The 26,022-nt window shown below is 59.4% G+C and carries 17 protein-coding genes; 7 read left to right on the top strand and 10 right to left on the bottom strand.

Annotated features, from left to right (window positions below):
• Positions 1-13 precede the first annotated feature (13 nt).
• Together XMD517_RS15405 and XMD517_RS15400 are read left to right on the top strand one after the other, a co-directional pair.
• Positions 14-1,228, top strand: coding sequence for an acyl-CoA dehydrogenase (locus XMD517_RS15405; RefSeq protein WP_173507590.1), 1,215 nt, complete (start codon positions 14-16; stop codon positions 1,226-1,228).
• A gap of 134 nt (positions 1,229-1,362) precedes the next feature.
• Positions 1,363-2,793, top strand: a complete 1,431-nt coding sequence (locus XMD517_RS15400; protein WP_217360576.1) for an aldehyde dehydrogenase family protein — start codon at positions 1,363-1,365, stop codon at positions 2,791-2,793.
• Between the two features lie 113 nt (positions 2,794-2,906).
• Here the strand turns inward: XMD517_RS15400 and XMD517_RS15395 are convergent, their stop codons facing one another.
• Both XMD517_RS15395 and XMD517_RS15390 read right to left on the bottom strand, forming a co-directional pair.
• Positions 2,907-3,521: a response regulator transcription factor gene (locus XMD517_RS15395; protein ID WP_055191306.1), complete on the bottom strand. Its 615-nt coding sequence runs from the start codon at positions 3,519-3,521 to the stop codon at positions 2,907-2,909.
• Positions 3,514-5,871: a cache domain-containing protein gene (locus XMD517_RS15390; protein WP_173488330.1), complete on the bottom strand. Its 2,358-nt coding sequence runs from the start codon at positions 5,869-5,871 to the stop codon at positions 3,514-3,516. Before XMD517_RS15390 ends, XMD517_RS15395 begins: the two co-directional genes overlap by 8 nt.
• A 227-nt stretch (positions 5,872-6,098) precedes the next feature.
• Between XMD517_RS15390 and XMD517_RS15385 the strand changes: the two genes are divergently transcribed.
• From XMD517_RS15385 to XMD517_RS15370, 4 genes are all read left to right on the top strand, one after another.
• On the top strand, positions 6,099-7,067 hold the full coding sequence (locus XMD517_RS15385) for a TAXI family TRAP transporter solute-binding subunit (protein ID WP_173488331.1): 969 nt from the start codon (positions 6,099-6,101) through the stop codon (positions 7,065-7,067).
• Positions 7,068-7,161: 94 nt separating this feature from the next.
• Positions 7,162-9,774 (top strand): TRAP transporter permease, encoded by a 2,613-nt coding sequence (locus XMD517_RS15380; protein ID WP_173488332.1) that lies wholly within the window; start codon positions 7,162-7,164, stop codon positions 9,772-9,774.
• Positions 9,771-10,202, top strand: a complete 432-nt coding sequence (locus XMD517_RS15375; RefSeq protein ID WP_173485062.1) for a universal stress protein — start codon at positions 9,771-9,773, stop codon at positions 10,200-10,202. The genes XMD517_RS15380 and XMD517_RS15375 overlap by 4 nt, the downstream gene beginning before the upstream one ends.
• A gap of 198 nt (positions 10,203-10,400) precedes the next feature.
• Entirely contained in the window at positions 10,401-10,943 is a 543-nt protein-coding gene (locus XMD517_RS15370) for a YcxB family protein (RefSeq protein ID WP_173488333.1), read from the top strand.
• Between the two features lie 116 nt (positions 10,944-11,059).
• Here the strand turns inward: XMD517_RS15370 and XMD517_RS15365 are convergent, their stop codons facing one another.
• The 6 genes from XMD517_RS15365 to XMD517_RS15340 all read right to left on the bottom strand — a co-directional run bounded on the left by XMD517_RS15365 (position 11,060) and on the right by XMD517_RS15340 (position 17,917).
• Entirely contained in the window at positions 11,060-11,935 is an 876-nt protein-coding gene (locus tag XMD517_RS15365; RefSeq protein ID WP_173507562.1) for a M56 family metallopeptidase, read from the bottom strand.
• 62 nt (positions 11,936-11,997) lie between these two features.
• A complete protein-coding gene (locus XMD517_RS15360) occupies positions 11,998-12,558 on the bottom strand; it encodes a recombinase family protein (RefSeq protein ID WP_047998007.1) in 561 nt (186 codons plus the stop codon).
• 112 nt (positions 12,559-12,670) lie between these two features.
• Entirely contained in the window at positions 12,671-15,598 is a 2,928-nt protein-coding gene (locus XMD517_RS15355) for a Tn3 family transposase (protein ID WP_047998006.1), read from the bottom strand.
• Positions 15,599-15,717: 119 nt separating this feature from the next.
• The gene (locus XMD517_RS15350) at positions 15,718-16,077 is read right to left on the bottom strand and encodes a hypothetical protein (RefSeq protein WP_173488147.1); all 360 of its coding nucleotides are present in this window, start codon (positions 16,075-16,077) and stop codon (positions 15,718-15,720) included.
• Positions 16,078-16,325: 248 nt separating this feature from the next.
• The gene (gene rpiB / locus XMD517_RS15345; RefSeq protein ID WP_173485092.1) at positions 16,326-16,775 is read right to left on the bottom strand and encodes a ribose 5-phosphate isomerase B; all 450 of its coding nucleotides are present in this window, start codon (positions 16,773-16,775) and stop codon (positions 16,326-16,328) included.
• Positions 16,776-16,966: 191 nt separating this feature from the next.
• Positions 16,967-17,917: a LysR substrate-binding domain-containing protein gene (locus tag XMD517_RS15340; protein WP_173488148.1), complete on the bottom strand. Its 951-nt coding sequence runs from the start codon at positions 17,915-17,917 to the stop codon at positions 16,967-16,969.
• 120 nt (positions 17,918-18,037) lie between these two features.
• Between XMD517_RS15340 and katG the strand changes: the two genes are divergently transcribed.
• The gene (katG, locus tag XMD517_RS15335; protein ID WP_173488207.1) at positions 18,038-20,233 is read left to right on the top strand and encodes a catalase/peroxidase HPI; all 2,196 of its coding nucleotides are present in this window, start codon (positions 18,038-18,040) and stop codon (positions 20,231-20,233) included.
• A gap of 93 nt (positions 20,234-20,326) precedes the next feature.
• On the opposite strand, the gene XMD517_RS15330 is transcribed toward katG, so the two are convergent.
• Together XMD517_RS15330 and XMD517_RS15325 are read right to left on the bottom strand one after the other, a co-directional pair.
• A complete protein-coding gene (locus tag XMD517_RS15330) occupies positions 20,327-24,088 on the bottom strand; it encodes a translocation/assembly module TamB domain-containing protein (protein ID WP_173488149.1) in 3,762 nt (1,253 codons plus the stop codon).
• Positions 24,085-25,887, bottom strand: a complete 1,803-nt coding sequence (locus tag XMD517_RS15325; RefSeq protein ID WP_173488150.1) for a BamA/TamA family outer membrane protein — start codon at positions 25,885-25,887, stop codon at positions 24,085-24,087. Before XMD517_RS15325 ends, XMD517_RS15330 begins: the two co-directional genes overlap by 4 nt.
• Between the last annotated feature and the right edge of the window lie 135 nt (positions 25,888-26,022).

Here is a 26,022-nt window from a genome sequence, read left to right as displayed (position 1 = left end):
AGGAGACAAAGATATGGCGAAAGATCTTTCCCCCCAATCCCAGCCGGCGCTGGCATCCTTCAACTGGGACGATGCCTTCCTGCTGGAAGACCAGCTGACCGAAGATGAGCGTATGGTCCGTGATGCGGCCCGCGCCTATAGCGAAGACAAGCTGATGCCGCGTGTGACCGAGGCGTTTGCGCGCGAAGAAACCGATCCGGAGATCTTCCGTGAGATGGGTGAAATGGGCCTGCTGGGCACCACCATCCCGGAAAAGTTCGGCGGCATTGGCGCGGGCTATGTGACCTATGGTCTGGTGGCGCGTGAAGTTGAGCGCATCGACAGTGGCTACCGTTCGATGATGTCGGTGCAGTCCTCGCTGGTGATGTATCCGATCTATGCCTATGGCACCGAAGAGCAGCGCGCGAAATACCTGCCGAAACTGGCATCGGGTGAGTGGATTGGCTGCTTTGGCCTGACCGAGCCGGATGCGGGCTCCGATCCCGGTTCGATGAAAACCACCGCCAAAAAGGTCGATGGCGGCTATGTTCTGAACGGCTCGAAAATGTGGATCTCGAACGCGCCGATCGCGGATGTGTTTGTGGTCTGGGCCAAATCGGATGCCCATGATGGCAAGATCAAGGGCTTTGTGCTGGACAAAGGCACCAAGGGGCTGAGCGCGCCGAAGATCGAAGGCAAGCTGTCCTTGCGCGCGTCGATCACCGGCGAGATCGTGATGGAGAATGTGGAAGTGGGCGAAGACGCCCTGCTGCCGGATGTTGAAGGCCTGAAAGGTCCGTTTGGCTGTCTGAACCGCGCGCGTTACGGCATTGCCTGGGGCGCGATGGGGGCGGCTGAGGCCTGCTGGCACGGTGCCCGTCAATATGGGCTGGACCGCAAACAGTTCGGCAAGCCCCTGGCGCAGATGCAACTGTTCCAGCTGAAACTGGCCAATATGCAGACCGAGATCACCCTGGGCCTGCAAGCCGCTCTGCGCGTCGGTCGCCTGATGGACGAAGCCAAAGCCGCGCCCGAGATGGTGTCGCTGATCAAGCGCAACAATTGCGGCAAGGCGCTGGATATCGCGCGTCTGGCCCGTGACATGCATGGCGGCAACGGCATCAGCCAGGACTTCCACGTGATCCGTCACATGGTGAACCTTGAGACGGTGAACACCTATGAAGGCACCCATGACGTGCATGCGCTGATCCTGGGCCGTGCCCAGACCGGGTTGCAGGCCTTCGCCTGATCCCGTCGAACAGATCCGGCCACTTGTTCCTCTTGGTGGCCGGATCCCTGAGGAAAGCCGTACATATCTCCCCAGATTTGACATCTGCGGCTTTCCTCGTCTTTCCCTGACCTTCAAACATGACGAGAGAGCCGATGAAGCGAAACCTGATTGCCGGTGAATGGCTGGATGGCGTGGATGCCGTTCCAAACCTCAACCCCGCAGACCTGTCGGATGTGATTGGCACCTATGCCCATGCCTCTGTTGAACAGGTCAATGACGCGGTGGCGGCGGCCAATGCGGCGCTTCCGGCCTGGGCGAATGCCTCGCCGCAACTGCGCTCGGACCTGCTTGAGGCGGTGGCGGGGGCGCTGTTTGCCCGCAAGGATGAGATCGGCACGATCCTGGCCCGCGAAGAGGGCAAGACGCTGGCGGAAGCCATCGGGGAAACCGTCCGCGCGGCGCAGATCTTTCGCTTTTTTGCCGGAGAGGCGATCCGTGTGACCGGGGATGCGGTGGCCTCGGTGCGCCCGGATGTGGATGTGGAAGTGTCGCGCGAACCGGTGGGGGTTGTGGGCCTGATCACGCCCTGGAACTTCCCGATTGCGATCCCGGCGTGGAAAATCGCCCCGGCGCTGGCCTATGGCAATGCGGTGGTGTTCAAACCTGCGGACCTGACACCGGGATCGGCGCATCTGCTGGCTGAGATCCTGCACGAGGCCGGCGTGCCCGCGGGCATCTTCAACCTGGTGATGGGGCGCGGCTCCGTTGTCGGACAGGCCATCGTGGACCACCCCGGCGTCACCGCAATCAGCTTTACCGGGTCGGTGCCGGTGGGGCGCAACATGGCTGTGGACGCTGCGCGCGGCATGAAAAAGCTGCAGATGGAAATGGGCGGCAAGAACCCGATGGTGATCCTGGACGATGCCGATATGGACATTGCCGTCTCGACCGTCCTCAATGGCGCCTTCTTCTCGACCGGCCAGCGCTGCACCGCGTCCTCGCGCATTATCGTGCAGGCGGGCATCCATGACGCGTTTGTCGAGCGGCTCGCGGCGGAAATGCAGGCGCTCACCGTGGGCAACCCGCTGGATGTGGCCACGCAGATCGGCCCGGTTGTGTCGGAAAACCAGCTGAACGGCAATCTGGGCTATGTGGATCTGGCCCGCTCCGAAGGGGCCGAGGTGATCGGCGGGGAACGCCTCAACCGCGACACCGAAGGCTTCTTCCAGGCCCCGGCCATGTTCGTCGGCGCCACCAACCAGATGCGCAGCTCGCGCGAAGAAATCTTCGGACCCTGCGCCTCGATCATCAAGGTCGCCGATTTTGACGAGGCACTGGCCACCGCCAATGACACCGAGTTCGGCCTCTCCGCAGGGATCTGCACCGCAAGCCTGAAACATGCCCGCAACTTCAAACACAACGCAAAAGCCGGAATGGTCATGGTCAACCTCCCAACCGCAGGCGTCGACTACCACGTCCCCTTCGGTGGAACAAAAGCCTCTAGCTATGGATCAAGAGAACAGGGTAAATACGCCGCAGAATTCTACTCAACAATCAAAACCAAATACTGCTGCGCGGGGTAAGCCCTTTGGCACGTGGCGGGTTTCGGGCCGTGGGGCCTGCCGCGGGGCTTATATAAACGGATTTGCCGGGTCGTTTGGGCCCGGCGGATCTGTTTGTGCGGTGCTGGCAGCGGTCAGGGCACCATGCAAAGCTGCACAAGTTCGAGCAGCGATTTGACCCCCATTTTCTGCATGAGACGGGCACGGTGGATGTCCACGGTGCGGGGGCTGATTTCCAGCGCGGCCCCGATTTCCTTGCTGGAGACACGGGCCGGGTTGGTCAGGATGTGATCGAGAACGTCGCGTTCGCGCGCAGTCAGGTCGGCCAGCTTCAGATCCAGCTTCTGGCGCTGGCGTTGTTCGTCCTGCAATTGCAGGCTCATCGCAAGGGCGGACTGGACCCGTTCCATCAACAGGTCAAGCGGAAAGGGTTTTTCGAGAAAATCCATCGCCCCGGCCTGCATGGCCCGCACCGATTCCGGGATGCCGCCATGTCCGGTGATAAAGATGATCGGCAGGATGACTTCGTCCGTGATGAGTTTTTCCTGAAGCGCCAGCCCATCCATTTCGGGCAGGCCGTAATCGAGAATGAGGCAGCTTTGCCGGGTCTTGTCGAACGCGTTCAGGAACCCTTTGGCATCGGCGAAGGCCTCAATCTGAAAACCGCGCTTGCTGAGCGACCGGGTCAGGGCGGCCCGCACATCGTCGTCATCATCGACAAGATAGACCAGGGGGGCAGGATCAGTCATGTGCAGTCTCTTCCGTTCCGGGGCTGGTTTGCAGGGTAAAGCAGAACCGTGCGCCGCCTTGCGAGGGGGTTTCGTGCCAGATCGTTCCACCATGGGCCTCGATGATCGAGCGCGAGATGGACAGGCCCAGCCCCATGCCCCCCGACTTTATTGTATCAAACTTGCGAAACAACTCGAAATCTGCCGGAAGGCCCGGCCCGTTGTCCTGAACACAGGTCTGCACCTCGCCTTTCTTGAAAGAGAGCGAAACGGTGATCTTTGCATGGGGATCTGCATCCTTGGCCAGCGCGTCAATCGCATTGCGCAGAAGGTTGACCAGAACCTGCGCAACCTGAGTGCGGTTTCCGGTTGCGTTCAGAGGTTTGCCAGATTGCCCCCCCGGAGCAAATTCGATCTGGATTGAACGCGCGCGCGCTTCCCCTTCGACCAGTTTGATGGTCTGGCTGCAAAGGGCGACCATGTCAAACGGCACCATGCGGCCGCGATCCTTGCGGACCAGATCGCGCAATCCGCGAATGATGTCCCCCGCCCGATGTGCCTGTCGTTCGATATCCGCGCTGATCTGTCTGACCTCCTCCGTGTCGCCGTCCAGCTCGCTGAGTGCCAGATGCAGGGCGTCGGCATTATAGGCGATGGCGCTCAGCGGCTGGTTCAGTTCATGCGCCATGCCTGTTGCCATTTCACCCATCAGGTTGACCCGCGAAAGATGGGTCATTTCCCGGCTCAGCTGCTGGGTCAGATCGGCGGATTTCTTTTGCTCGTTCACATCATCGAAGATGGCGACCGCGTGGTCTGGCTGGCCAAATTCATCAAGGATGAGGATGGCGTTCACCCGCAGCCATGTGGTTGATCCATCGGGGAGCGAAAAGCAGATATCTTCAATGAATTCCGTGTCTTCACTTAGGATGGATGAGAAGTTTTCAAGCGGGGTGTTCCCCTCTTGTGGGGCAAATTGATAAAGCGACATCGTGACAAGCTGGGCGGTGCTGACCCCGAGCAGATCCGCAAGCTGATCATTGACACGAAGGAAGTTGCCGGAGATCGGTTCGATCTGCGCCATGCCGCGTGAGGTCAGTTCAAACGTGCGCCCATAAGCGGCTTCATATCTTTGCCGGGTGCGAATTTCGCGCACCAGCATTTCGCCCGTGCCCTCAAGCTCCGTATAAGGGCTGTGCAACCCGTCATCGAGGCTGGCCTCGCCACGGGTGGCCTGTTTGGTGTCTTTGACAAAGGTGCGCAGCGGGCGGTTGATCCAGTCCGCAAGCCGCAGCCCGACCAGCCCGGTCAGGACCGCAACAAGGCCCGCCACCCAGATCCAGCGGATCCGGTCCTTGGTGATTTCACCGATGAAGGCCTCGACCGGTGCATAGATCCCAACGGTCCAGGTCAGGTTGGGTTCGGGGATTGGCATCAGCAGAGAGACAAAGCGCTTTCCCTGCAATTCCAGCTCGCGGGCGGAGGTGGAGGTAGCATCATCCGACAGGAACAGAAGCTTGCCAAAGGCGGCTTTGGCGACCTCGTCGGTGATCTGGTTCACCATGGTCAGGGTTGGGTGATTCATGTCCGAATCATTGCTGATCAGAACCAGTTCGGGATGGGCCAGAACCTCTCCGTTCCGGTTCATGATGATCGCAGCCCCGCCCTTATCCGCCCAAAGTTCGGCCAGAAACCCGGAAATTGCGTTGATGTCGATGTCGATGCCCAGCACGCCCAGCAAGGTTCCGTCCTCAGACAGGACCGGGGCGGCATAGGTGATGCCGGGCTGTCTGGTGGTGAAATAGATATAGGGATCAGTCCAGATGCTGCCCTGTGTCGCCTTGGCCTGTGTGAACCAGGGGCGGGTGCGGGCCTCGTAGGTGTCGTTGTCATCATAAGCGGCGCCCAGGATCTCGAACTGATCGTTGCGCCAGACATAATGCGCGGGATGGGCAGGGCTGCTTTGATCGAAGGGTTCAATGATCTTGGTGCGGAAACGGCCCTCGGTCTCGCTGCGCATGACATAGACAAACCGCCCGTTCGGTTCAGCGAAATAAAACCCCGAGATCTGCGGGGCGACCAGCAATTGCTGGAACAAATGGCTTTCCAGCAGGGCGTCATCAGTTGTGTCCAGAACGCGGTTTTCGGCCAGGCGGCGGGTGACATCCAGGCTCTGGCGCGCTGGGGCAAGAAAGCTGCGCACCTGGCTGACCACGGTTTCGCCTGCTTCGCCCAGCAATGTGTGTGACTGGCGCAGCAGGGCGCGTTCAGAGCTGAGAAAGGTGAAGAAAATGATTGCCGACACGGCGATGAACTGCAGCCCGACCAGGGCCACGGCCAGAACCAGTCTTAAAGAGTAACGCCGTCGTTCCATATCATTTTTTTCCCAGCCAGAACCAGCTTGGCCACCTTTTCACGACTGTTCCGCTTAGCACCATAAGTAATGATACGTATAGACGACGAACATCAAGAAGCGCTTTCAAATAGGGACACTCTTTCTTTGCGGCTCCTCCCGATCCAAAGCGCGGGATGTGGTCGCCATGGGGTCGTTTTGGACGAACACAAACACGTAAGAACAAACACTCGACAGGAGATTTCGAAATGTTCCAGAAGCTGAAAATCGCGGCATATGGTCTTGCCGCAGCGGGCGTCATGGCCCCGGCCGCGATGGCCGAAGAATTCATCACCATCGGCACCGGCGGTGTGACCGGCGTCTATTATCCCACCGGTGGCGCGATCTGCCGTCTGGTGAACAAGGGCCGTCGGGACCACGGCGTGCGCTGCTCGGTCGAATCGACCGGTGGGTCGGTTTACAACATCAACACCATCCGCGAGGGTGAGTTGGAATTCGGCGTGGCCCAGTCCGACTGGCAGTATCACGCCTTTAACGGCACCTCGAAATTCGAAGAGGCCGGCCCGTTTGAAGGTCTGCGCGCCGTGTTCTCGGTGCACCCGGAGCCCTTCACCGTGGTCGCCCGTGCCGACAGCGGTATCAAGACCTTTGATGACCTCAAGGGCAAGCGCGTCAACATCGGCAACCCCGGTTCCGGTCAGCGCGGCACGATGGAAGTGCTGATGGAGGCCAAGGGCTGGACCACTGGCGATTTTGCCCTGGCCACCGAGCTGAAGGCCTCTGAACAATCTGCCGCTCTGTGTGACAACCAGATTGATGCCATGGTTTACACCGTTGGCCACCCCTCGGGGTCGATCCAGGAAGCCACCACCGCCTGCGACAGTGTGCTGGTGGAAGTGGCTGGCGATGACGTTGCCAAGCTGATCGAAGACAACTCGTTCTATCGTTCGGCCACCATTCCGGGTGGCATGTATCGCGGCAATGACGCGGATACCGCGACCTTTGGTGTGGGCGCGACCTTTGTCAGCTCGGACCAAGTGTCAGAAGACGTGGTCTATGCTCTCGTGAAGTCGGTCTTTGAAAACATCGAAGACTTCAAGGGTCTGCACCCGGCTTTTGCCAATCTCGACCCGAAAGAGATGGCCACTGCTGGTCTGTCTGCCCCGCTGCATCCGGGTGCCGAGAAATACTACCGCGAAGCCGGTATCATCGAATAAGCCACAATAACGGGGCCGGGAAATTCCCGGCCCTTTCCCCCTTATGGGGCCATAAAAAGTTGGAAATTACCAATTTCAAACGGGGAGAAGGTTCATGGCTGACAGTGAAAATCGCGCACTGAGCGAAGAAGAGCTGCAGGAACTGGTTGCTGCCAGTGACAGCGGCGCGCGCGCACCAACCGGCTGGGTTGGCACAATGATTGCCGTTGTGGCGCTGATCTGGTCGGTTTTTCAGGTGCTGCTGGCATCACCGATTTCAAACTACGTGCTGAGTGGTGATCTGATCAACAACGCGCGGCAGATCCATCTGGCCTTTGCCATTTTCCTGGCCGCCATGGCCTATCCCCTGTTCAAATCCTCGCCCCGTGACAAGATCCCGTGGTATGACTGGATCCTCGGGCTGGGGGGCGCCTTCCTGGCCATGTATGGCTATTTCTTCTACGACAAGATTGTCGGAAACGGCGGTCTGGCGGATACATCAGACGCTTATTTCGCCCTTGCGGGTCTGGTGTTCCTGTTCATCGCCGCTTACCGCACGCTTGGCCCGGTGATGGTTGGGCTGGCGATCGTGTTCCTGTTTTACGTCTTTTTCGGGTCATCCGAAGTGGTTCCCGACCAGATCCGCTGGGCTGGGGCGTCCTTGCGCAAGGCGATGAGCCATATGTGGATCACATCGGAAGGCGTCTTTGGCATCGCGCTTGGCGTGTCGACCAAATTCGTGTTCCTGTTTGTCCTGTTTGGCGCCCTGCTGGATAAGGCGGGCGCGGGCAATTACTTTATCAAGATGGCGTTTGGCGCGTTGGGCCACCTGCGGGGCGGACCGGCAAAAGCGGCCGTTGTTGGGTCTGCAGCCACCGGCCTGATTTCAGGCTCTTCGATTGCCAACGTGGTGACCACCGGCACCTTCACCATTCCGCTGATGAAACGCGTGGGGTTCACCGCTGAAAAGGCCGGATCGGTTGAAGTGGCCTCCTCGGTGAATGGTCAGATCATGCCGCCGGTGATGGGGGCTGCGGCCTTCCTGATGGTGGAATATGTCGGTATCTCTTATGTCGAGGTGATCACCCACGCCTTCCTGCCTGCAGTGATTTCCTATATCGCGCTGGTCTATATCGTTCACCTGGAAGCGGTGAAAAACAACATGCCCACCATTGGCAATAAGGTGGTGTCGATGGGCAAGACCATTGGCGGCATGTTTGCCTTTTTCGCGGGGTTTGCCGGGCTGTGTTATCTGACGCAATTCCCGGTCCGGCTGATCGTGGCCATGGTGCCCGCCGGGTCCGGCTGGATCCTCGCGGCCCTGCTGCTGGCGATCTATATCGTCCTCATCTACCTTGCTGCGCAGACCGATGATCTGGAGCCGGATGACCCCAATGCCGAGGTGGTCGAACTGCCTGATGTGGCCAAGATCTACAAATCAGGTCTTTACTATCTGCTGCCGATCATCGTGCTGGTCTACTTCCTGATGATCGAGCGTAAATCGCCGGGTCTGTCGGCCTTCTGGGCCACGCTGCTGCTCTTTGCCATTCTGCTTACTCAGAAATCGCTGAAGGCGTTTTTCCGGGGCGAAAACAACCCGTTGGGTCGCCTGCGGGACGGTGTGACCGATTGGGTTGAAGGCATGATTGATGGCGCGCGCAACATGATCGGGATCGGTCTGGCCACCGCCACCGCCGGGATCATCGTCGGCACCGTGTCGCTGACCGGGATCGGTCAGGTGATGGCCGATTTTGTTGAGTTCCTTTCGGGCGGCAACCTGATCCTGATGCTGGTCTTCGTGGCGATCCTGTCGCTGATCCTGGGCATGGGCCTGCCGACCACCGCGAACTATATCGTGGTCAGCTCGCTGATGGTGGGGGTTGTGGTGGAGCTGGGCGCGCAATCTGGCCTGATTGTGCCGCTCATCGCTGTGCACCTCTTCGTCTTTTACTTCGGGATCATGGCGGATGTGACGCCGCCCGTGGGTCTGGCGAGTTTCGCCGCCGCCGCCGTGTCGGGCGGGGATGCGATCCGCACCGGGTTTACGGCGTTCTTCTACAGCCTGCGCACCGTGGCCCTGCCGTTTGTGTTCATCTTCAACACCGATCTTTTGCTGATTGACGTGACATGGATGCAGGGGATCATCGTCTTTATCATTGCCACGATCGGGATCCTTGTGTTCACCGCGGGCACGATGGGCTTTTTCCTGACCCGGTCGCGGATCTGGGAAACCGTGGCGCTCTTGGTGGTGGCCTTTGCCCTGTTCCGTCCGGGGTTCTTCATGGACCAGATCCAGCCGCCTTATGAAACCATCGAACCGGCTGGTTTTGTGCAGGCGCTGGAAGCGGCGGAGCCCGGCAGCACATTGCGCACGGTGATTTCGGGACCGGATTTTGATACGCTTGCGGTCAAGGACCTGACCGTGCCGCTGATCGTGCCGGATGCCGACGGGGCCGATGCCCGCCTGCAGGCGCTGGGGCTGATGCTGGTGCCTGAGGGAGAGGTGATGCGCCTGGATGAACCGTCCTTTGGCACCGACCTGTCCAACCAGCTTGGCTCGTTCGACTTCTATGGCGATGATCCGGTGGCGATCACCCGGGTGCAGGCCGCAGCCGATCAGCTTCCGAAAGAGCTGATCTTCATTCCGGCGCTGATGCTGCTGGGCCTCGTGGCCTTCCTGCAGATGGGCCGCGCCCGCAAACTCGAAGCTCAAGGAGTGACGGCATGACCAAGACCATACTCTGCGCCGTGGACATCAACCGCCCGGAAGAGGACCGCAAGGTTCTGGAACGGGCCGCCAAACTGGCGGATATGGATGGGGCCCAGCTGGACATTATCACCGTGGTGCCCGATTTCGGGGCCAATATCGTGGGCGCCTATCTGCAGGACCACCATGTCTCGACCGCTCAGGACAAGGCCAAGAAACTGTTGCACGATATGTGCGAGGCAACGCTTGGGGCGGAGGTGAACGGCAGGACCCGGCATATCGTGGCAATTGGGTCGGTCTATGAAAAAGTGCTGCAGACCGCCGATCTGAACGCGGCAGACCTGATCGTGATCGGGGCGCATCGTCCTGATTTCAAGGATTACCTGCTGGGGCCAAACGCAGCCCGGATCGTGCGCCATTCTGATGCGTCGGTTTATGTGGTTCGTTGAACGAGTGCCATGTTGAAAAAGCGGGCCCTTCGGGGCCCGTTTTGCTTTGGAACCTGCCACAGGATCAGTCTGTCTTGTTCTGACATGCGGCTTTCGGCATCACTTTGCGCGAAACGCGCGGAACCTGTTGATGTTGAGGGCGTTTCGAAATTACCCTTGTCTCAAATTAAATTTGAAACGCTTTAGGGTGAAGGTCAGATGAGTGATTTTGTTTTCCAATCAACATTTCAGAACGTCAATTTCAAGAAAGCCTGCAAGGCGCTGAAGCAGAGGCGTACACGGGCTGGTAGCTTCTTGGAAGGATGGATCGGCTTTATCGGAGGTGCTCTGGGGGTTGGCGCTGTAGCTGGCCTAATAGCTGGGGTGGTTGGTGGCAATTTGGGAGGTGGCCTTGCCTATGTGGTCGGTATTGGTGGATTGATTGGCCTTTTGATGTTGTATGGCCGCAGAGGTCAGAAGGCGATGCTGGAAGCGCCGATACGATCTGGCATTACGCAAATCCGGCTGTCGCCCGAAGGCTATGCGCTTGAGCATCCGGGGCATACAAGCCTGACCCGTTGGAGCCACGTGCCCGGTGTGATTGCGACGCCGCAAGCCCTTCTGATCCTGCACAGCGATTATGAATATTACCCAATTGAAGCCGCGGCGTTTCGAGATGCCGAAGAGATGAAGGAAGTGGCCGCACAAATTCAGGACTGGATTGCGGCAACCGCCCCGGCTGACCCGGAAACCGCCGCATGAGCGACACGCACCCCCTCAGGCTGACCGCGGATCCAGACCTGGCCGCGCGGGAGTTGCGACGTGCGGGTTAAAGCGTTTCGAGGTATCGCGGTGATCCAACAATACCTGGAAACGCTTTACTGTGGCGCGTGATCTGCGGGCAGAGCTGCCAAAGGGGTGGCAAATGTGGATTGCCGGTTGGCCATGCGCTCCAGGTTGACGATGGTCGAAAGCATGATGCGGTCATGGCTCCAGTCGCCGGGGCGTTGCATCAGCAGCATGGTCATCACCACCGCGCTGATCAGGCAGCCGGTCAGCACCATCCAGATCGGCCCATGGGTCTGCCCGAGACCCTGTTCGGTGGCGGCGACGGCAAGGATACGGTTGCGCAGGCTGGAGCGGTTGCGGGTTTCGCGCCGGTCCACCAGAGCCACCGAGGGGGTGGTGCGGGAAAACAGCGCCGGTTCGCGGGCCGCCTTCGCACAGGCGCGGATCAAACATTCGCAATAGGCCCGCGCCTCCAGCCTGTGACGGGCGATCAGGGCCTGATCACAGGCATATTCGCGCAGCAGACGCACCTGACGGCGCCAGAGGAAAAAGCACGGGTTCCAGAAGGTGAGGGGGCGCAGAATTTCCAGCAGAAACTCGCATTCAACGTCGCGCTGGCGGAAATGCTGCAATTCATGCGCGACGGTCAGGCGCAGGTCCCGGCTGTCTTGCAGAAGTGCGGTGGGCAGCACCACGTAGCGGGCGAGTAGACCACGGGTGGAATAGGCCACCCGGCTGTGGTCCGAGAGCAGAAGCCGGACCCGGCCGATGCGTTTGTAGGGATGGGTGCGGCGCAGGCTGTGGCGCAGACGCAGGACAGACAGGATGACCTGGGCTGTGACCAGCAAAGTGCCGGTGGCGATCAGCGCGGTCAGGATTTGCGCCCAGAGCGCCTGGCCGGTGAGCACCTCGCGCACGAAATCTTCACGCAGTCCCAGAAGTGTTTCAAACGTGCTGGCCGACATGTTCACATGGCCCTGCAGATATTGGCCCCGTACGCACGAAGGGGTTCAAAAACGGCCACATTTCATGAGAGTGCTGTTGTGCGCTTGATGCGGTCGATTGTTGCGACACCGACGTTGAAGTCGCGCGCGATGGCACGAATGGATTTTCCCTCTTTGAGCATGGCCCTGACCTGATCCTGCTGGTGTGGTGTCAGCTTCAGCTTGCGTCCGAACTTCACGCCGCGTTTCTTTGCGGAGGTCCGTCCTTCTTCTGTGCGTTCATTGATGATGTTGCGTTCAAGTTCAGAAAGTCCAGCAAAAACAGTAAGTAAGAACTTTCCCATGGAGCTTGTTGTGTCGGCCCAGGGTTCCCGCAGGGAGCGGAATGATGCTCCGACGGCCTCTACCTTCTGGGTAATCACGAAGAGATCACTGGTTGATCGGGCCAGACGGTCGAGGCTGGTGACGACCAACGTATCACTGGGCTGTAGGGAAGCGATCATCTTTTCAAGCTGAGGCCTGCGCCGGTCAAACCCCGTGATTTTTTCCTGGAAGATCGTGTCACAACCTTCGCTCTGGAGGTGTTCGATCTGACTTTCTAGGTTCTGGCCAGTCGTCGAGACCCTCGCGTACCCGATCAGCATGGATTTTGCCCGGATTTAAGGCGCCATATACGGAACAAATATACGGATTTTACAAGGCGCTGATTTTGCGCACAAAAAAGGTCGTTCCGTTTGTTATAAGTTTCGGAACATGTCATGCTGCCATCCTCACCTCTTCGAGAGGTAAACGCGTGTCCATATCAAGATCGAAGACGCCGTATGGGTTGAAGTGGCTGTGCGGCAGTGGGTTCAGCGCCGCCATGTCTCGGTCTGTCATTTTTTCGCGCCAGGCGTGCTCACGGAGCACCTCCTGGATCATAAGGGTGTTCACGTAGACCATCGCCGCTTGCAGCAGATGCAGGCTGAGGACAGAGATTTCATGATCGTCACGACGATTGGACACCAGCTCATTGCCATTGCCGTAGAAGATGAAGTCGTTCACCCCGTTCCAGCGCTCTATAACATTGAGTCCAGAATGGATCTCGCGGCGCAGCTCCGCGTTGCCGAGATACCGGCACAGAAAGATCGTTTTAACCGCCTTGCCCAATTCCAACAGCGCCGAGAACACCGGGTGCGTTTGGCCCCGTGTAAAGCGGCGTAGGATGGTTTCCGCGTCTGCTGTCCGCAGCTTGAGGGCGCTCGCAAGGCGGATCATCTCATCGTAATGCTGCCCGATCAGACCCCAGTCGATGGGCCGGGCCATGCAAATAGACTCGATATTTGCGAAGCGATGGTCGGTTTGCTTGTCCGCGCGGGCGAGCTTTTGGTTGGCGATACCCTTCAGGCGCGGCATCAAGTCGAAGCCGAGAAGATGGCAAAAGGCGAACCCCACGACACTTTGCCCGTGGGTATCAACAAACTGGCGGTCGATATCCAGGTCCGTGCCGTGGTGCAGCACGCCTTCGATCATGGAAGCGACCTCTGAAGACGAGACTTGTTTCATCTGTGAGTGGACGCAGGTGGCCTGCTTATCAACATGCCAGTAGATCATCACCCCGCGCCCGCCATAGCGCTGGTGCCACTCTGTCATCAGGTTCTGGTCCCAGGAAGCCAACTGCGTGGAATCCGAGGCACAACTCGTGCCCGCATCTCCCCAGATATCGGCGCTTCGGATGCGGTAGGTGGCGTCTGCAATCCGCCGGGTTGCATCCTGAAGCGCTGTTTTGTGAACGAAGCGTTGCCGGATGTAGAGCAGTTCTTTGTAGCTGACCTTATGGGGGCCCGCCGCAATGGCCTTGAGCCCAATATTCGTCCCGATCCCAAACAGGGCCAGCAAGAGGCGCCGGGAGACCTCTTCCTGTGGCAAGGTCTGCCGAGATCCCGCCGCACGGAACAGCGGCGTGAACTCCGTGCGCAGGTCAACTTCCTTCAGCACATCAAGCAGGCTGGTCATCGGCCACCGTCGGCCGAGCTCTGCTTTCAGGTCTTCAAGCCCCACAGGATCAGTTTGTGGCTTCAAGGGGCGTAGAGACAGGCGCGTGCCGCCACCCCGGGACTTGAGTGTGACATCCTTGTTGGCCGGGAAGCTTTGATCGAAGGAGATCAAGGCGGTTCTCATGTTATCCCGCAAAGCTTGGACAAACTGATCCGCGTCTTGGGGCTGATTAAGAAGATTAAAGTAGTGCGCGCGGCGCGCATCAAAATCGGCGGGCAGGTCTTGGTCCGGATCACAATATCGCTTCGCGCCCTCTATCCAGATTTCCTTTGTCCGCAGTTTGTCGCGCAGGGTTTGCAGGACGCATATCTCGTAGTTGATCCGATTGACGCGGCTCACGCCCCCACGGCCCATCTCGAGGACAATATCGCGCCATTTTGGGCGGACGACACCGTCGATCGGCACCTCACTCTCAGCGTAAAACTGCGGCTTCCGATCCGATGGCTCGGTCAATATAGAAAGGGCGGCTAACAACGGCTCCGCACTGGCACTGCTGGTCCGGAATGTCAGCGCTTTCAAGATTACCGGCAGGACGCGCCGATAATGCCGCGCATAAGAGCGGCGAATTGTGTGATGCACGCGGGTCGTGAAGGAAGGCGTGTCCGCCTGGTAGGCTTGTGCGAGATCACGGATCGTTTCGCGCGGGACCACTGGGTAGATGACCTGCGGAATGTCACCGTCCGGCTGCCCATCGACCGCGAGCACGATCTTGCCCAGAAGCGTGTCTTTGCTTTCCGCCTTCCGGAAATCGGCAACGTATTCCTTGATCACCTTACTCTCAGCGCGCGCAGAGATCTTGTGGATGATGCTGATCACCAAATCGCTCAGATCATCTGTCAAATCTGTGCCCCTGGTTGCGCAAAAGCAACTCAGCAGGGCATGGCGCACGACCTCAGGACGGCGGCGCATGTCCCAAGCATCCTCGCTGGCGGCGCGCCGGGCCAGATTGGCGATATGGTCTGGGTAGACACCGTCCAAGAGATCTGCAGGAAGGCCGATGGCACGCACCATCTCTAACCGCACCACAGCATCCTGAACGGCCTGTACGCTTGTCCCGCCTGGACCTCGCGCAAGCTGCGCAAATCGCGATGCGGCCTCATCAGTCGTCAGCAAAGCATCCAAGGCGTGTTTGTGCGCCAACACCAGCCGCCCTGAAATCTTGGCGCACAGCATCTGATCGAACCGGCGTTCTGACTGGGCCACCAGCTTGTCCAAACGCGATTGGTCAGGTTGGATGAAGCGGTTGATCAGAAACCACGCCGTCATTCGCTCATCAAGCGCGGACACCTGCGGTGCGTTCGGCAAGACCTCGGCCACAAGCCATTTCACAAACTCGCCTGAAGCGGCTTGATCAAACCGTCGGAGCCGCAAATGGTCCGAAACCAGACGGCGATACCGGCGATCCGAGCGCTCTGGCACATCTGATGGCAGTGGACCGTCATACTCGATCTGCTCCGCCAAGAACTGAGCAACAATCTCTGGTATAGCATCCATTCGGTTAGGAAATCTGGCATGGCGTTGGAAAAACTTCAGGTAGTATCCGAGCACAAGCCGCTTCGGACCAGACAACCCCTTCAGCAGCGGCTGCTCTGAGGGTTGCAAAACCCAATGTAACCGCAGGGCCTCCGCTGACCAAAGTTGTTCCATGTCCGCTCCAAATTAAACTATATCGGAGCATACATACGGATCATCCCGCTATGTCAACTCAAAACGCACAACCCGAAAATGTGGCCGCTTTTGACCCCCTTCGTGCGTACAGGGCCACCTTAACCACTGGTCCAAATTTCTGCGACCGCCTCTCTCCAGCCTTCCTGATTGTGAAACAGCATTTCTGAGCGATTTTGGGGTCCAATACCGTCTCGAATGCGCAGAAGGTCGGCACGGTAGAGCCATATCTGGCTGCTCCCGAGATCAAACTTGGTATAGCCGCCTTTCTCAAGCTCGGTGCCCAGCAGGCTCAGCGTTCCATTGGTCAAACTGTAGTTCAGATTTGTATTTCCGCCCGACAGGTGGACCGAAATATCCAGATCCGCCCCGGTACCAGAGATTTCAATGCCCGGCGCCAGAGCGTCATGCAAAGTCACGTCAACACTGATGAACTGGCCGCCTGAGAAATACCCACTCATGGCTCTTCACCCTTCCCCAATACCCATGGGAAAGATGGAAAACCGGACAGGAAATTTGGTGGGCAAATGGTGGCGAAACAGTGACCTGATGGTCAAGTTTTGCTATTATTTTACAAGGTTTTTTGCTGTGTTTTCGCAATATGCCCCGGCACTTGGGGATACTGGACATTACTCACAGCCAACCCCGGTCCCTTTAAGAACAGCAAAGCCACGCCACTCACCGTTGAATGGCGTAGCTGAAGGGTCTGTCAGTCCGCGCCGGGGGCCTCGATCATGTCGACACGGGTGGCATGACGGCCGCCCTCGAACTCGGCGCCAAGAAACGCATCCACAATCTCAAGGGCCAGACCCTCACCGACAACACGCGCCCCGATCGACAGGATTTGCGCATTGTTGTGCTGACGGATCATCCGGGCCGAAAAACTGTCGGAACAGACCCCGCAGCGAATGCCCGGCACTTTGTTGGCCGCCATCATGATCCCCTGCCCGGTGCCGCAAAAGATGATGCCCAGATCGCAATCTCCGGACGCAACACGTTCAGCCGCCGCGGCGCCATGTTTCGGATAATGGGTGCTTTCGGGTGTGGTCGGGCCAATATCCACCACCTCGTAACCTTGTTCCGCAATATGTTTGGCCACGGCCTGACGAAGGTCGATGGCTGCGTGGTCGCTGGACAGAACGATGCGTTTTGCAGACATGAAAAACTCTCTTGCTTTCTAGAGGTTGGGCAAAGGGTGATAAGATCCGGGTTTGACGTGAGCGGATCCGAGTGGGTGCTGAGGCCAGAATTGCCACATTGCACCGGCAAAGGGAATAGCGACAGGCCCATAAGACGCGTATTCTGCGCCTATCATTGGGGTCTCATGCGGCGTTTCGATGTTTCCCTGTCTCAGGTCACAGTCGCACCGCTTTCGTGACCGGGCAAAGACCCCAACTGCGCACAGTCCCGCACGGTCTGGGCAATATCATGAAACATCGGCCCCATCGGGCTGGATTTTCGCCAGACCATCCCGATCGTGCGCGAGGGCTGCGGGTCGGGGAAATGCGCCACCGATACGGGGGCCGAGGCCGTTTCCACCGATACCGCCATTTCCGGGATCAGCGTCACGCCAATGCCTGCCCCGACCATCTGCACCAAAGTGGCAAGGGAACTGCCATCCAGCATTTCGCGCAACTCAACACGGCCCCCACCCATCGCACCAGTTGGCAGGTTGCAAAAGGACAGCGCCTGATCGCGAAAACAATGCCCCTCTTCCAACAGCAGCAGGCGCATTTCCCGAAGCTTCTCCGGGCTGGGCACCGGGGTTCGGGCCTCGCCTTCGGGGCGCACGAGGACAAAACGCTCATCAAACAGGGCCAGTTCGGCAAAAGCGGGGTCGGCAATTGGCAGCGCAAGGATCGCCATGTCGATCCGCCCTTCTTTCAGCTCCTTGATCAAGGTCGAGGTCTGCGTTTCCCGCACATGGATTTCCGCCTCCTCATATTCCGTGCTGAGACGCTGGATGATCCGCGGCAAAAGATAAGGCGCAATGGTCGGAATGACCCCGATACGCAGGGACCCCACCAGCCGCCCCTGCGAGGTGCGGGCCAGCTGTTCGAGATCATCCACGGCACGCAGGATCTCGCGGGCACGGGTCAGAAAGGTCTGTCCGAACCGGGTCAGGCGCAGGTGACGCGGGCTGCGCTCAAAAAGCGGCGTGGCCAGCATCTCCTCCAATTCCTTGATCTGAACGGACAGGGCGGGCTGGGAAACAGCGCAGATTTCAGCTGCGCGCCCAAAATGCCCGGTGCGGGCCAGCGCATCGAAATAGCGCAGTTTTCTCAGGGTGATATCAATCATAATCTAAACTTATCACAGTGATTGAGAAAGGCAATTTCACTTTATCAATCTCTCCCCCTAACCTGATCCTGTCACGGGCAATTTCAGCCCGGAATGCATGGTCAACAAATGGAGAGAATGATGGACGGAAATGCCAAGACAGGATGCCCGGTGGCCCATGGCGCAACCTCAACCGGCACACGGTCAAACAGCGATTGGTGGCCGGGACAGCTGAACCTGCGCATTCTGCATCAGCATAGTGCAAAATCGAACCCGATGGGCACGGATTTTGACTATGCCAAAGCCTTTGAAGGGCTGGATCTGGAAGCGGTCAAGACTGATCTAACCGCCCTGATGACTGACAGTCAGGACTGGTGGCCCGCCGATTATGGCCATTATGGCCCGCTTTTCGTGCGCATGGCCTGGCATGCGGCTGGCACCTATCGTTCTGCCGACGGGCGCGGCGGGGGCAATACCGGGAACCAGCGGTTTGCGCCGCTGAACAGCTGGCCGGACAATGTGAACCTGGACAAGGCCCGTCGCCTGCTGTGGCCGGTGAAACAAAAATACGGCAACGCCCTGTCCTGGGCAGATCTGTTCATTCTGGCAGGCAATGTGGCCATTGACTCCATGGGGCTGAAACCCTTCGGGTTTGGCGGTGGCCGCGCGGATATCTGGGAACCGGAAGAAGATATCTATTGGGGTGCCGAAGGTGAGTGGCTTGCCGATGAGCGCTATTCTGGTGACCGCGATCTGGAAAACCCGCTGGCTGCTGTGCAAATGGGGCTGATCTACGTGAACCCGGAGGGACCAAACGGCAATCCCGACCCCGTGGCCTCTGGCTTTGACGTGCGCGACACCTTTGGCCGCATGGCGATGAATGACGAAGAAACCGTCGCCCTGATTGCGGGGGGGCACACATTCGGCAAGGCCCATGGGGCGGGTGATGCGGCCCTTGTCGGGCCGGAACCCGAGGCTGCCAGCCTGCAGGAAATGGGGCTGGGCTGGACCAGCAGCCATGGCTCCGGAAAGGCGGGTGACGCGATCGGATCCGGCATCGAAGGCGCGTGGAAGCCCAAACCCACCACCTGGGACATGGGCTATCTTGACGTTCTGTTCAAATACGACTGGGAGCTGGTGAAAAGCCCGGCCGGGGCCAATATGTGGCTGGCCAAGGATGTGGACGACGCCGACATGGTTGAAGACGCATTTGATCCTTCGAAAAAGCATCGCCCGATGATGACCACCGCGGACCTTTCGCTGCGATATGATCCGGTTTATGAACCGATTGCCCGGCGGTTCCTCGCGGATCCCAAGGCCTTTGCCGATGCGTTTGCGCGAGCCTGGTTCAAGCTGACCCACCGCGACATGGGACCGAAAACACGTTACCTTGGGACGGATGTGCCGAAAGAGGATCTGATCTGGCAAGACCCGATTCCAGCGGTCGATCATCCGCTGGTCGATACAGCCGATATTGCGGCGCTGAAAGCGAAGATTGCCGAAGCTGGCCTGTCCACCCGCGATCTTGTCACCACCGCCTGGGCCTCGGCCTCAACCTTCCGCGGCTCTGACATGCGCGGCGGCGCCAATGGCGCGCGCATTCGTCTGGCCCCTCAGAAAGATTGGGAGGTGAATGAACCGGAAAACCTGTCTCGTGTCCTTGAGGTGCTGGAGGGCATCCGCAGCGCATTCAACGCGAACGCCACCGGCGGCAAGGAGATCTCGCTGGCCGATGTGATTGTGCTGGCAGGGTCTGTTGGCGTGGAGCAGGCGGCCCATGCGGCGGGCCACACAATCGACGTGCCCTTCACGCCCGGCCGGATGGATGCCCGCGAAGATCAGACCGATGCGGACAGTTTCGATGTGCTGGAGCCAGTGGCAGATGGGTTCCGCAATTACCAGAAAGCCCGCTATTCCGTCTCTGCCGAAGAGCTTTTGGTGGATCGGGCGCAGCTTCTGACCCTGAGCGCACCGGAAATGACCGTGCTGGTTGGGGGGCTTCGGGTGATCGGGGCAAACCATAGCGGCAGCACCACGCATGGCGTCTTCACCGACCGGCCCGGGGCATTGACCAATGACTTCTTTGTCAATGTGCTGGATATGGCCACATCCTGGTCCGCCACGGACAAGACCGAAACCCTGTTTGAAGGGCGCGACCGGGCAACCGGCAAGGTAAAATGGACAGGCACCCGTGTTGATCTGGTGTTCGGCTCCAATTCCCAACTGCGCGCGCTGTCAGAGGTTTACGCGCAGGGGGATGCAGAGGAAAAGTTCATCGCAGACTTCGTGGCAGCATGGGTCAAGGTCATGAATGCAGACCGGTTTGATCTGCGCTGACCTGTCTTGATTTCCCCAATGGAACGGGCTGCCTTTCGGTGGCCCGTTTCGCTTGTCAGACATGGGATAGCCCCGACTGAACTGGGGCTATCGTCAGTAATCGCGCTCAAAAAAGATCCCCAGCGTGCTTTCGCCGGTTGACCGCACCCCACCGCGCGCCTTGACCGAGGGGCTGATATTCAGGTTCAGGTTCACCTCGCTGGTGCCATCGGATCCAACCACCACGTCGCTATAGATATTGTCCGAGATATATTTGCCAACCCGCAAATTGGTCACGCCGCTTTCATCTGTCGCGACATCCAGATCATCAAGGGCAAAGGAGCCCCGCAGCTTGGCAACAACCCCGTCCCCCCCCTGCCCTGCGAGGGTTCGAACGGCAGCCGCCATCTGCAGCGCCTGCAGCGGGGAAATCTGGGTAATGTCCCGGCCAAACAACAACAAGGCCAGCACTTCATCCTGCGGGCGATCCGGCACCGAGGAGAACCGCACTTCCGGCGCGGATGCCAGCCCCTCGACGGTGATGAACACATCCGCCACATCCGTCTGGCTTTTTGCGACAAAATACAGCATCGGATCAAAGCTGCCCTGCATCCCGACCTGCCCCGTGGTCAGGGTCAGACGTTTGCCCAGAATGTCCAGCCGCCCCCGCACCAGTTCAAATCGTCCCTGTGGGATGACATCCGCACTGGTGCCCGTGATGCGCAACCGCCCCCCCAGTTCGGCATCCAGACCACGGCCCCGCACGAAAATCCGGGACGGGGCGTCTATGGTAATATCGAGCGGATACACCAGACCGGTCTGATCTTCGCCCGGCTCGGATATCATGCCAGCGTTTTTCAATGTCCGTGTCACCGCCGCGGGCCTGTTCACATGCTCCAGATCAGCCATGATCGGCACAGCACTTGGACCCGCCTCTGGAATACGGATTTCAGTTGTGCCGAGGGTGAGTTTGGCGCTCAGTTGAGCACCCCCCCGCAACGGGCCAGCCAGATCGGCCTTACCGCTCACCGTCGTATCATAAAGAATGCCATCACTCAGATGCACCTGATCTGCCCGGATCTGCATATCCGCTTGATAAGGGGCGGACAGGCCCAACCTGCCCTGAGCGGTCAGTGTTCCACCCGACTGGACCGCGGCCAGCACATCCACCTGCGCCTGTCCATTGGCCAGACGGGCCTGCGCCCGGTTCAGATTCAGCGACACATTATAAAGCGGCAGGATCAGCTGCCCGTTTGCGACATCCACCTGTCCGGTCAGGGAGGACAGGACCAGCGGCCCTGACAAGGAAAGATCCAGCTGAGCCGTGCCGGTCATCACGCGCGGCCGGATCAGCGGGTTCAGCAGCGCCATGTGCACGGATCCGTCGATATCCAGATCGGCCCGCGACGCATCAGACGCAACCCTGCCCCTTGCCTTGATATCCGCCTGGTTCGGGCCCTGCCCGTCAATCTCGATCTCCCATTCCGAACCGTTCAGATGGGCGGTGCCCTGCACCACTGCAGGCCCCGAAACACCCTCCGCCAACAGGCCCAGATCACGCAACCGCCCGTCAAAGCGCAGCAAATGCCCCGCGTCGCCACTTTCCCCGGTTGCCGTCAGCGTCACTTCGCGCGTTGTCAGGCGCAGGTCATCCAACAGGATCGGTTGCCCGGCCTTTCTGTGCGCCGCAAGTGACAGCTGGCTGTTCCCGAGGGTCAGCGGATCCAGCATGGCATTGCCGATGGACAGGTTGCGCCCGGTCCCATCGAGCGACACGTCAAACGCGCCACTTTCCACCGCCATATTTCCCTGCGCCGCAATTTCAATATCGCCAGAGACCGGCTGGCCAATCACCCCCTGCAGGTCTGCCAAACGGGCAATGCGCCCGGTCACCTTCCCCTCGACACGCTCTGGCGCTCCATCTTTCATCGCCACGATGCCGGAGAACATAAGCGTCGCACCGCCGGGCCCCTCACCGTTGGCCTCCAGCGTCCAGCGATCTTGATTCTGTAGGGCTGTACCTGACAGGGTGGCGGCACCAGTCAGGCCGGGATCCACCACCCTGACCTCCTTGACCTCCGCATGGAAATCCAGCTTTGAGGCCCCGGTTTTCAGATCAGCACTGGCATGGAAGGATGCGTGGTCTGATACGATATCTGCCTTTTGCAGGCGCAGCCCCTCAGCATCGCGCACCGCAATGACTTCCAGCCGTGTCTGCCCCGCCAATAACGGGTCTACACGTGGCTGTCCCAAGGCAAGCGCCTCTCCGGTCCCAACCAGCCGCAGATCAAACGCGCCCCCCAGAAGGTTGGCCTGCCCGGTCAGCACCAGATCAGCTGCACCGCGCAGATCCTGCCCGACCAATTCATCAAAGGGCGCAAGATCAGAAACCGAGAGCAAGAGCGCCGGGCGGGTTTTGACCACCATTCCAGACGCGAAATCCCGGACAGCCAGTTCGCCCTGCAGGCGGGCAATGCCATTGGTCAGATCAAGCCCGGACAGGACCACCGGCGCCCCTTCGTGCCAGTCCATCTGCAGCTTGCCCGTCACCTTTGACCCGATCGCCTTTGTCAGAGCCGGGTCAACAAAGGTCAGCCCTGCAAGGGTAAGGGACAAATCACCGGATGCATATCCCGTCTTGCCCGCAGTCGCAGGCCCAAGCTGGCCACGCCCGACAATTGCAGCCGTTTCCAGTGAAACATCCGCCCGCTCCACCGTGTCCAAGGTCGCCCGAAAGCGCCAGTCCTGACCTTCGCTGCGATCATATTGAAGGGAAAAGTCACCCGCGCTCACATAGGTCTTTTCCCCCGGCAGAGGCAAAAGCACCCGCCCATCCGCGTCCCCTGCAAGCTGCCCGCTCAGCTCAACCTGATCAGGCCAACCATCCGGGGAAAGGGCTGCGTGCCCCTGCATGGAAAAGGCCCGGGTAGATAGTGCCAGCTGCTCCAGAACCAATGCGCCACTGGCCTGGCGATGCCCCAGGCTGGTCAGGCTGATCTCATCTCCGAAAAACGCGCGGTAATCTGGCAGGAAAACGGGGGCAATATCCCCTGCAAGCTCAACCGTGAACTGTGACTGGCCCTTTTGATCTTCACCCAGCTTCACCTGACCGGCCAACCGTTCCTCGCCATCAGTCGACAACTGGATATCGGCCACAAAATCTGTCAACGGACCGCTTCCGTTTACACGCATATCCACGGAGGGAAGCCCCGGCAGGTTGATCAGATTGGCCACGATCCCATCCGGCGCTTCGGACAGATCAAGGTCCAGCATGAGGTCGCGGGAGGCATTGCTGAATGCGCCATCAAGTGTAAATTTCCCAGACACTCCGTCTTCGCGCTCCAGCACAAGTCGGGCAGACCCGCTGCCTCCAGACAAATGCGCCTCGCCCTGCAAAGACATGGTTGCCGCCTGACCGAACACCTCTGCCCCGATGACAATCCGCGCGGCTGAAATTTTCTCCACATCAATTGAAATCGGTAGGTCCGGCAGGGAAAACCCGGTTGCTTCGGGGGAGGGCGTATCCCCACTTGTGACAGGGCGGCGGGTCAGGAGGATTTCCTTGGCGGAAAGTTCGGAAATATCCAGCACCCCTCCCAGAACTGCGGTCCGGTTCCAGCCCAGCCCCACCTCGTTCAATGTCAGCCAGATCCCCTTTTCATCCGCAACCGTGATCTGGGCCACCTTGGCTTTGGCACTCAGCGCTCCTTCAAAGCCGATGATGCGAATATCGCGCCCCACATCCGAAAGGTTGTCCTCCAAAAACGCCTGAAGATAGCCGCGGTCATCCAGTTCCGACTGCAAACGGGTATCTTGTGCCCATGCCAGACCGGGCAGCAACACGCTCACCAGCCATATGAGAAGAATGCGCTTCAAAATGCTTGTCCAATCCCGAGATAGAGTTGCAGCCCGTTGCCCGTGTCCCCTGTCACCGGCACCCCAAGATCCAGTCGCAGCGGGCCGATTGGGGTCTGGTATCGAAGCCCCAGACCTGCCCCGGAATGCCAGCTGTCTTTCCCTTGGAAAAACCCGTCATCCCCCACGTGACCCGCATCAAAAAAACCGACGACGCCGATCCTGTCCGTCACTTCCGCCCGCATTTCAGCCGACAGGGCCAGATATCCCTGACCGCCTGTCATTTTCCCATTTCGGGTCACGCCCAAGGATTTATAGGGTTGCCCCCGCACGGAGTTGCCCCCGCCGGAATAAAACAGGAAATCGGGTGGTATGTGGCCCGTCGCACCTGCAAAAACCCCTCCCAGCTGTATCCGGCCGGCCAGCACATAGCGGGCCTCCGCATCCAACGCATGAAACACGCGGGCATCCGTCAGCGCCCACAGCCCGGCACCCTCCCCGTCGAGCGACAGGAAAGGTTTGGCATCTGCCCGCAGATAAAAGCCTTCGGTCGGGTTTAACTCATTGTCGCGCCGGTCCCAAGTCAGCGCCCCCGGAAGGGTCAGCAGAACAAACCGGCGATCCCCTTTGAAATCAGTGGTTTCGGCATAGCTCAGCCCAACCCCCAGCTCTCCTGTCAGGCTGTCCGAAAAGATCCGGCTGGCACCTGCCCCCAGTTCCACTTTCCGCGAAATGAAACCCGGTTCATCTTCATAGGACAGGGTGGCGCGCAGATACCCGTTTGTATCCGCGCCGAACGTGGCCGGTTGGTCCAGACGCGCGCCAAGCTTGTAATCCAGCCCACCATCCACGCTGCCGATCCCGCTGACCTCTCCATCCACCCGGAAACGTTCCGCGCCACCCAAGAGGTTTCGATGCATCCAGAACCCTGTCAGGGTCAGACCATCCAACGTGGACAACTCAGCCCCGGCCCCAAAACGGCGGGGTCTTTCATCCACAAGAGACAGGCCGATATCCATGACATTTCCGGCCCGCAGAACCTCACCTTCGCTCAGCGACACAGAGGCGAACGCCCCGGTGCGCCGCAAACGCGTCGCCACCTTGCGCAGGGTTGCGGGGGAGAACACCTCTCCTGTCGGCAGGCCGGCAATCCGCTGAATGCGCGCGGCCCGCACACCACTTTCGCTTTGCTGGACCAACGCGCCAAAGCGCACTTTCGGCCCCGGATCAAGCTCTAGGAGGGCAGTCAGTTTTCTGGTGGCGTGATTTGCCCTCAAAGTCTGGGCTGCCAACCCGACCTTGGCATATCCGGCATCGCGCCATGCCTCGGCCGCCCCATCAAGGGCAATCTGCACCTCGCCGCTCCGCGCCACCTTGCCCACGCGAAAATTCTCCGGCAGGGCGTGACCGGGGGCCAGCGGCGACACCCCCGCCTTATCGAACCGAAACAGCGGGCCGGGGTCAATCTGTATGTCGATGCGCTGGATGTGTTTGGGCACGGAGAAAAGCGGGACATCCGCTGCCTCTCGCCCGTCCACCCGGATCTGGACCACGCCACCATAGTAGCCCTCGCCATAGAGGGCCTCGGTCAGGCGGCCATAATCGGCCAGTGCTGCGGCAAAAAGCTCACGCGGGGTGCCGTCCTGCGCCCGGTGGGCCTGTTCCAGCAAAGAAGCGGATTTCAGACTGTCCCGAAGTTCAGGCGACGCGCCCGTCACTTTGAACGTAAGCTGATCCAACGCCAGTCCGGGCCATGCCAACCCAAGCAAAAAACCGGTGCCCAGCACCAATGATCCAATAGCAGAGCGCAGGCGTGTCACGGCAGAATTCCAGTCACCAGAAGGCATCAGACAAGATAGCTTGCCCCAACCTAACCGCAATAGAATTCGGCCACCACCCGAATTGAATACTCGGCAGTTTATTGCTTTTTGACGCTAGGGAAAACCGGGGCGGGC

Origin of the sequence: Aliiroseovarius sp. xm-d-517 (assembly GCF_013283135.1) — a bacterium.
GTDB lineage: Bacteria > Pseudomonadota > Alphaproteobacteria > Rhodobacterales > Rhodobacteraceae > Aliiroseovarius > Aliiroseovarius crassostreae.
The sequence above is the reverse complement of the archived record's forward strand: the minus strand, read 5'-3'. Positions and strand labels throughout refer to the sequence as shown.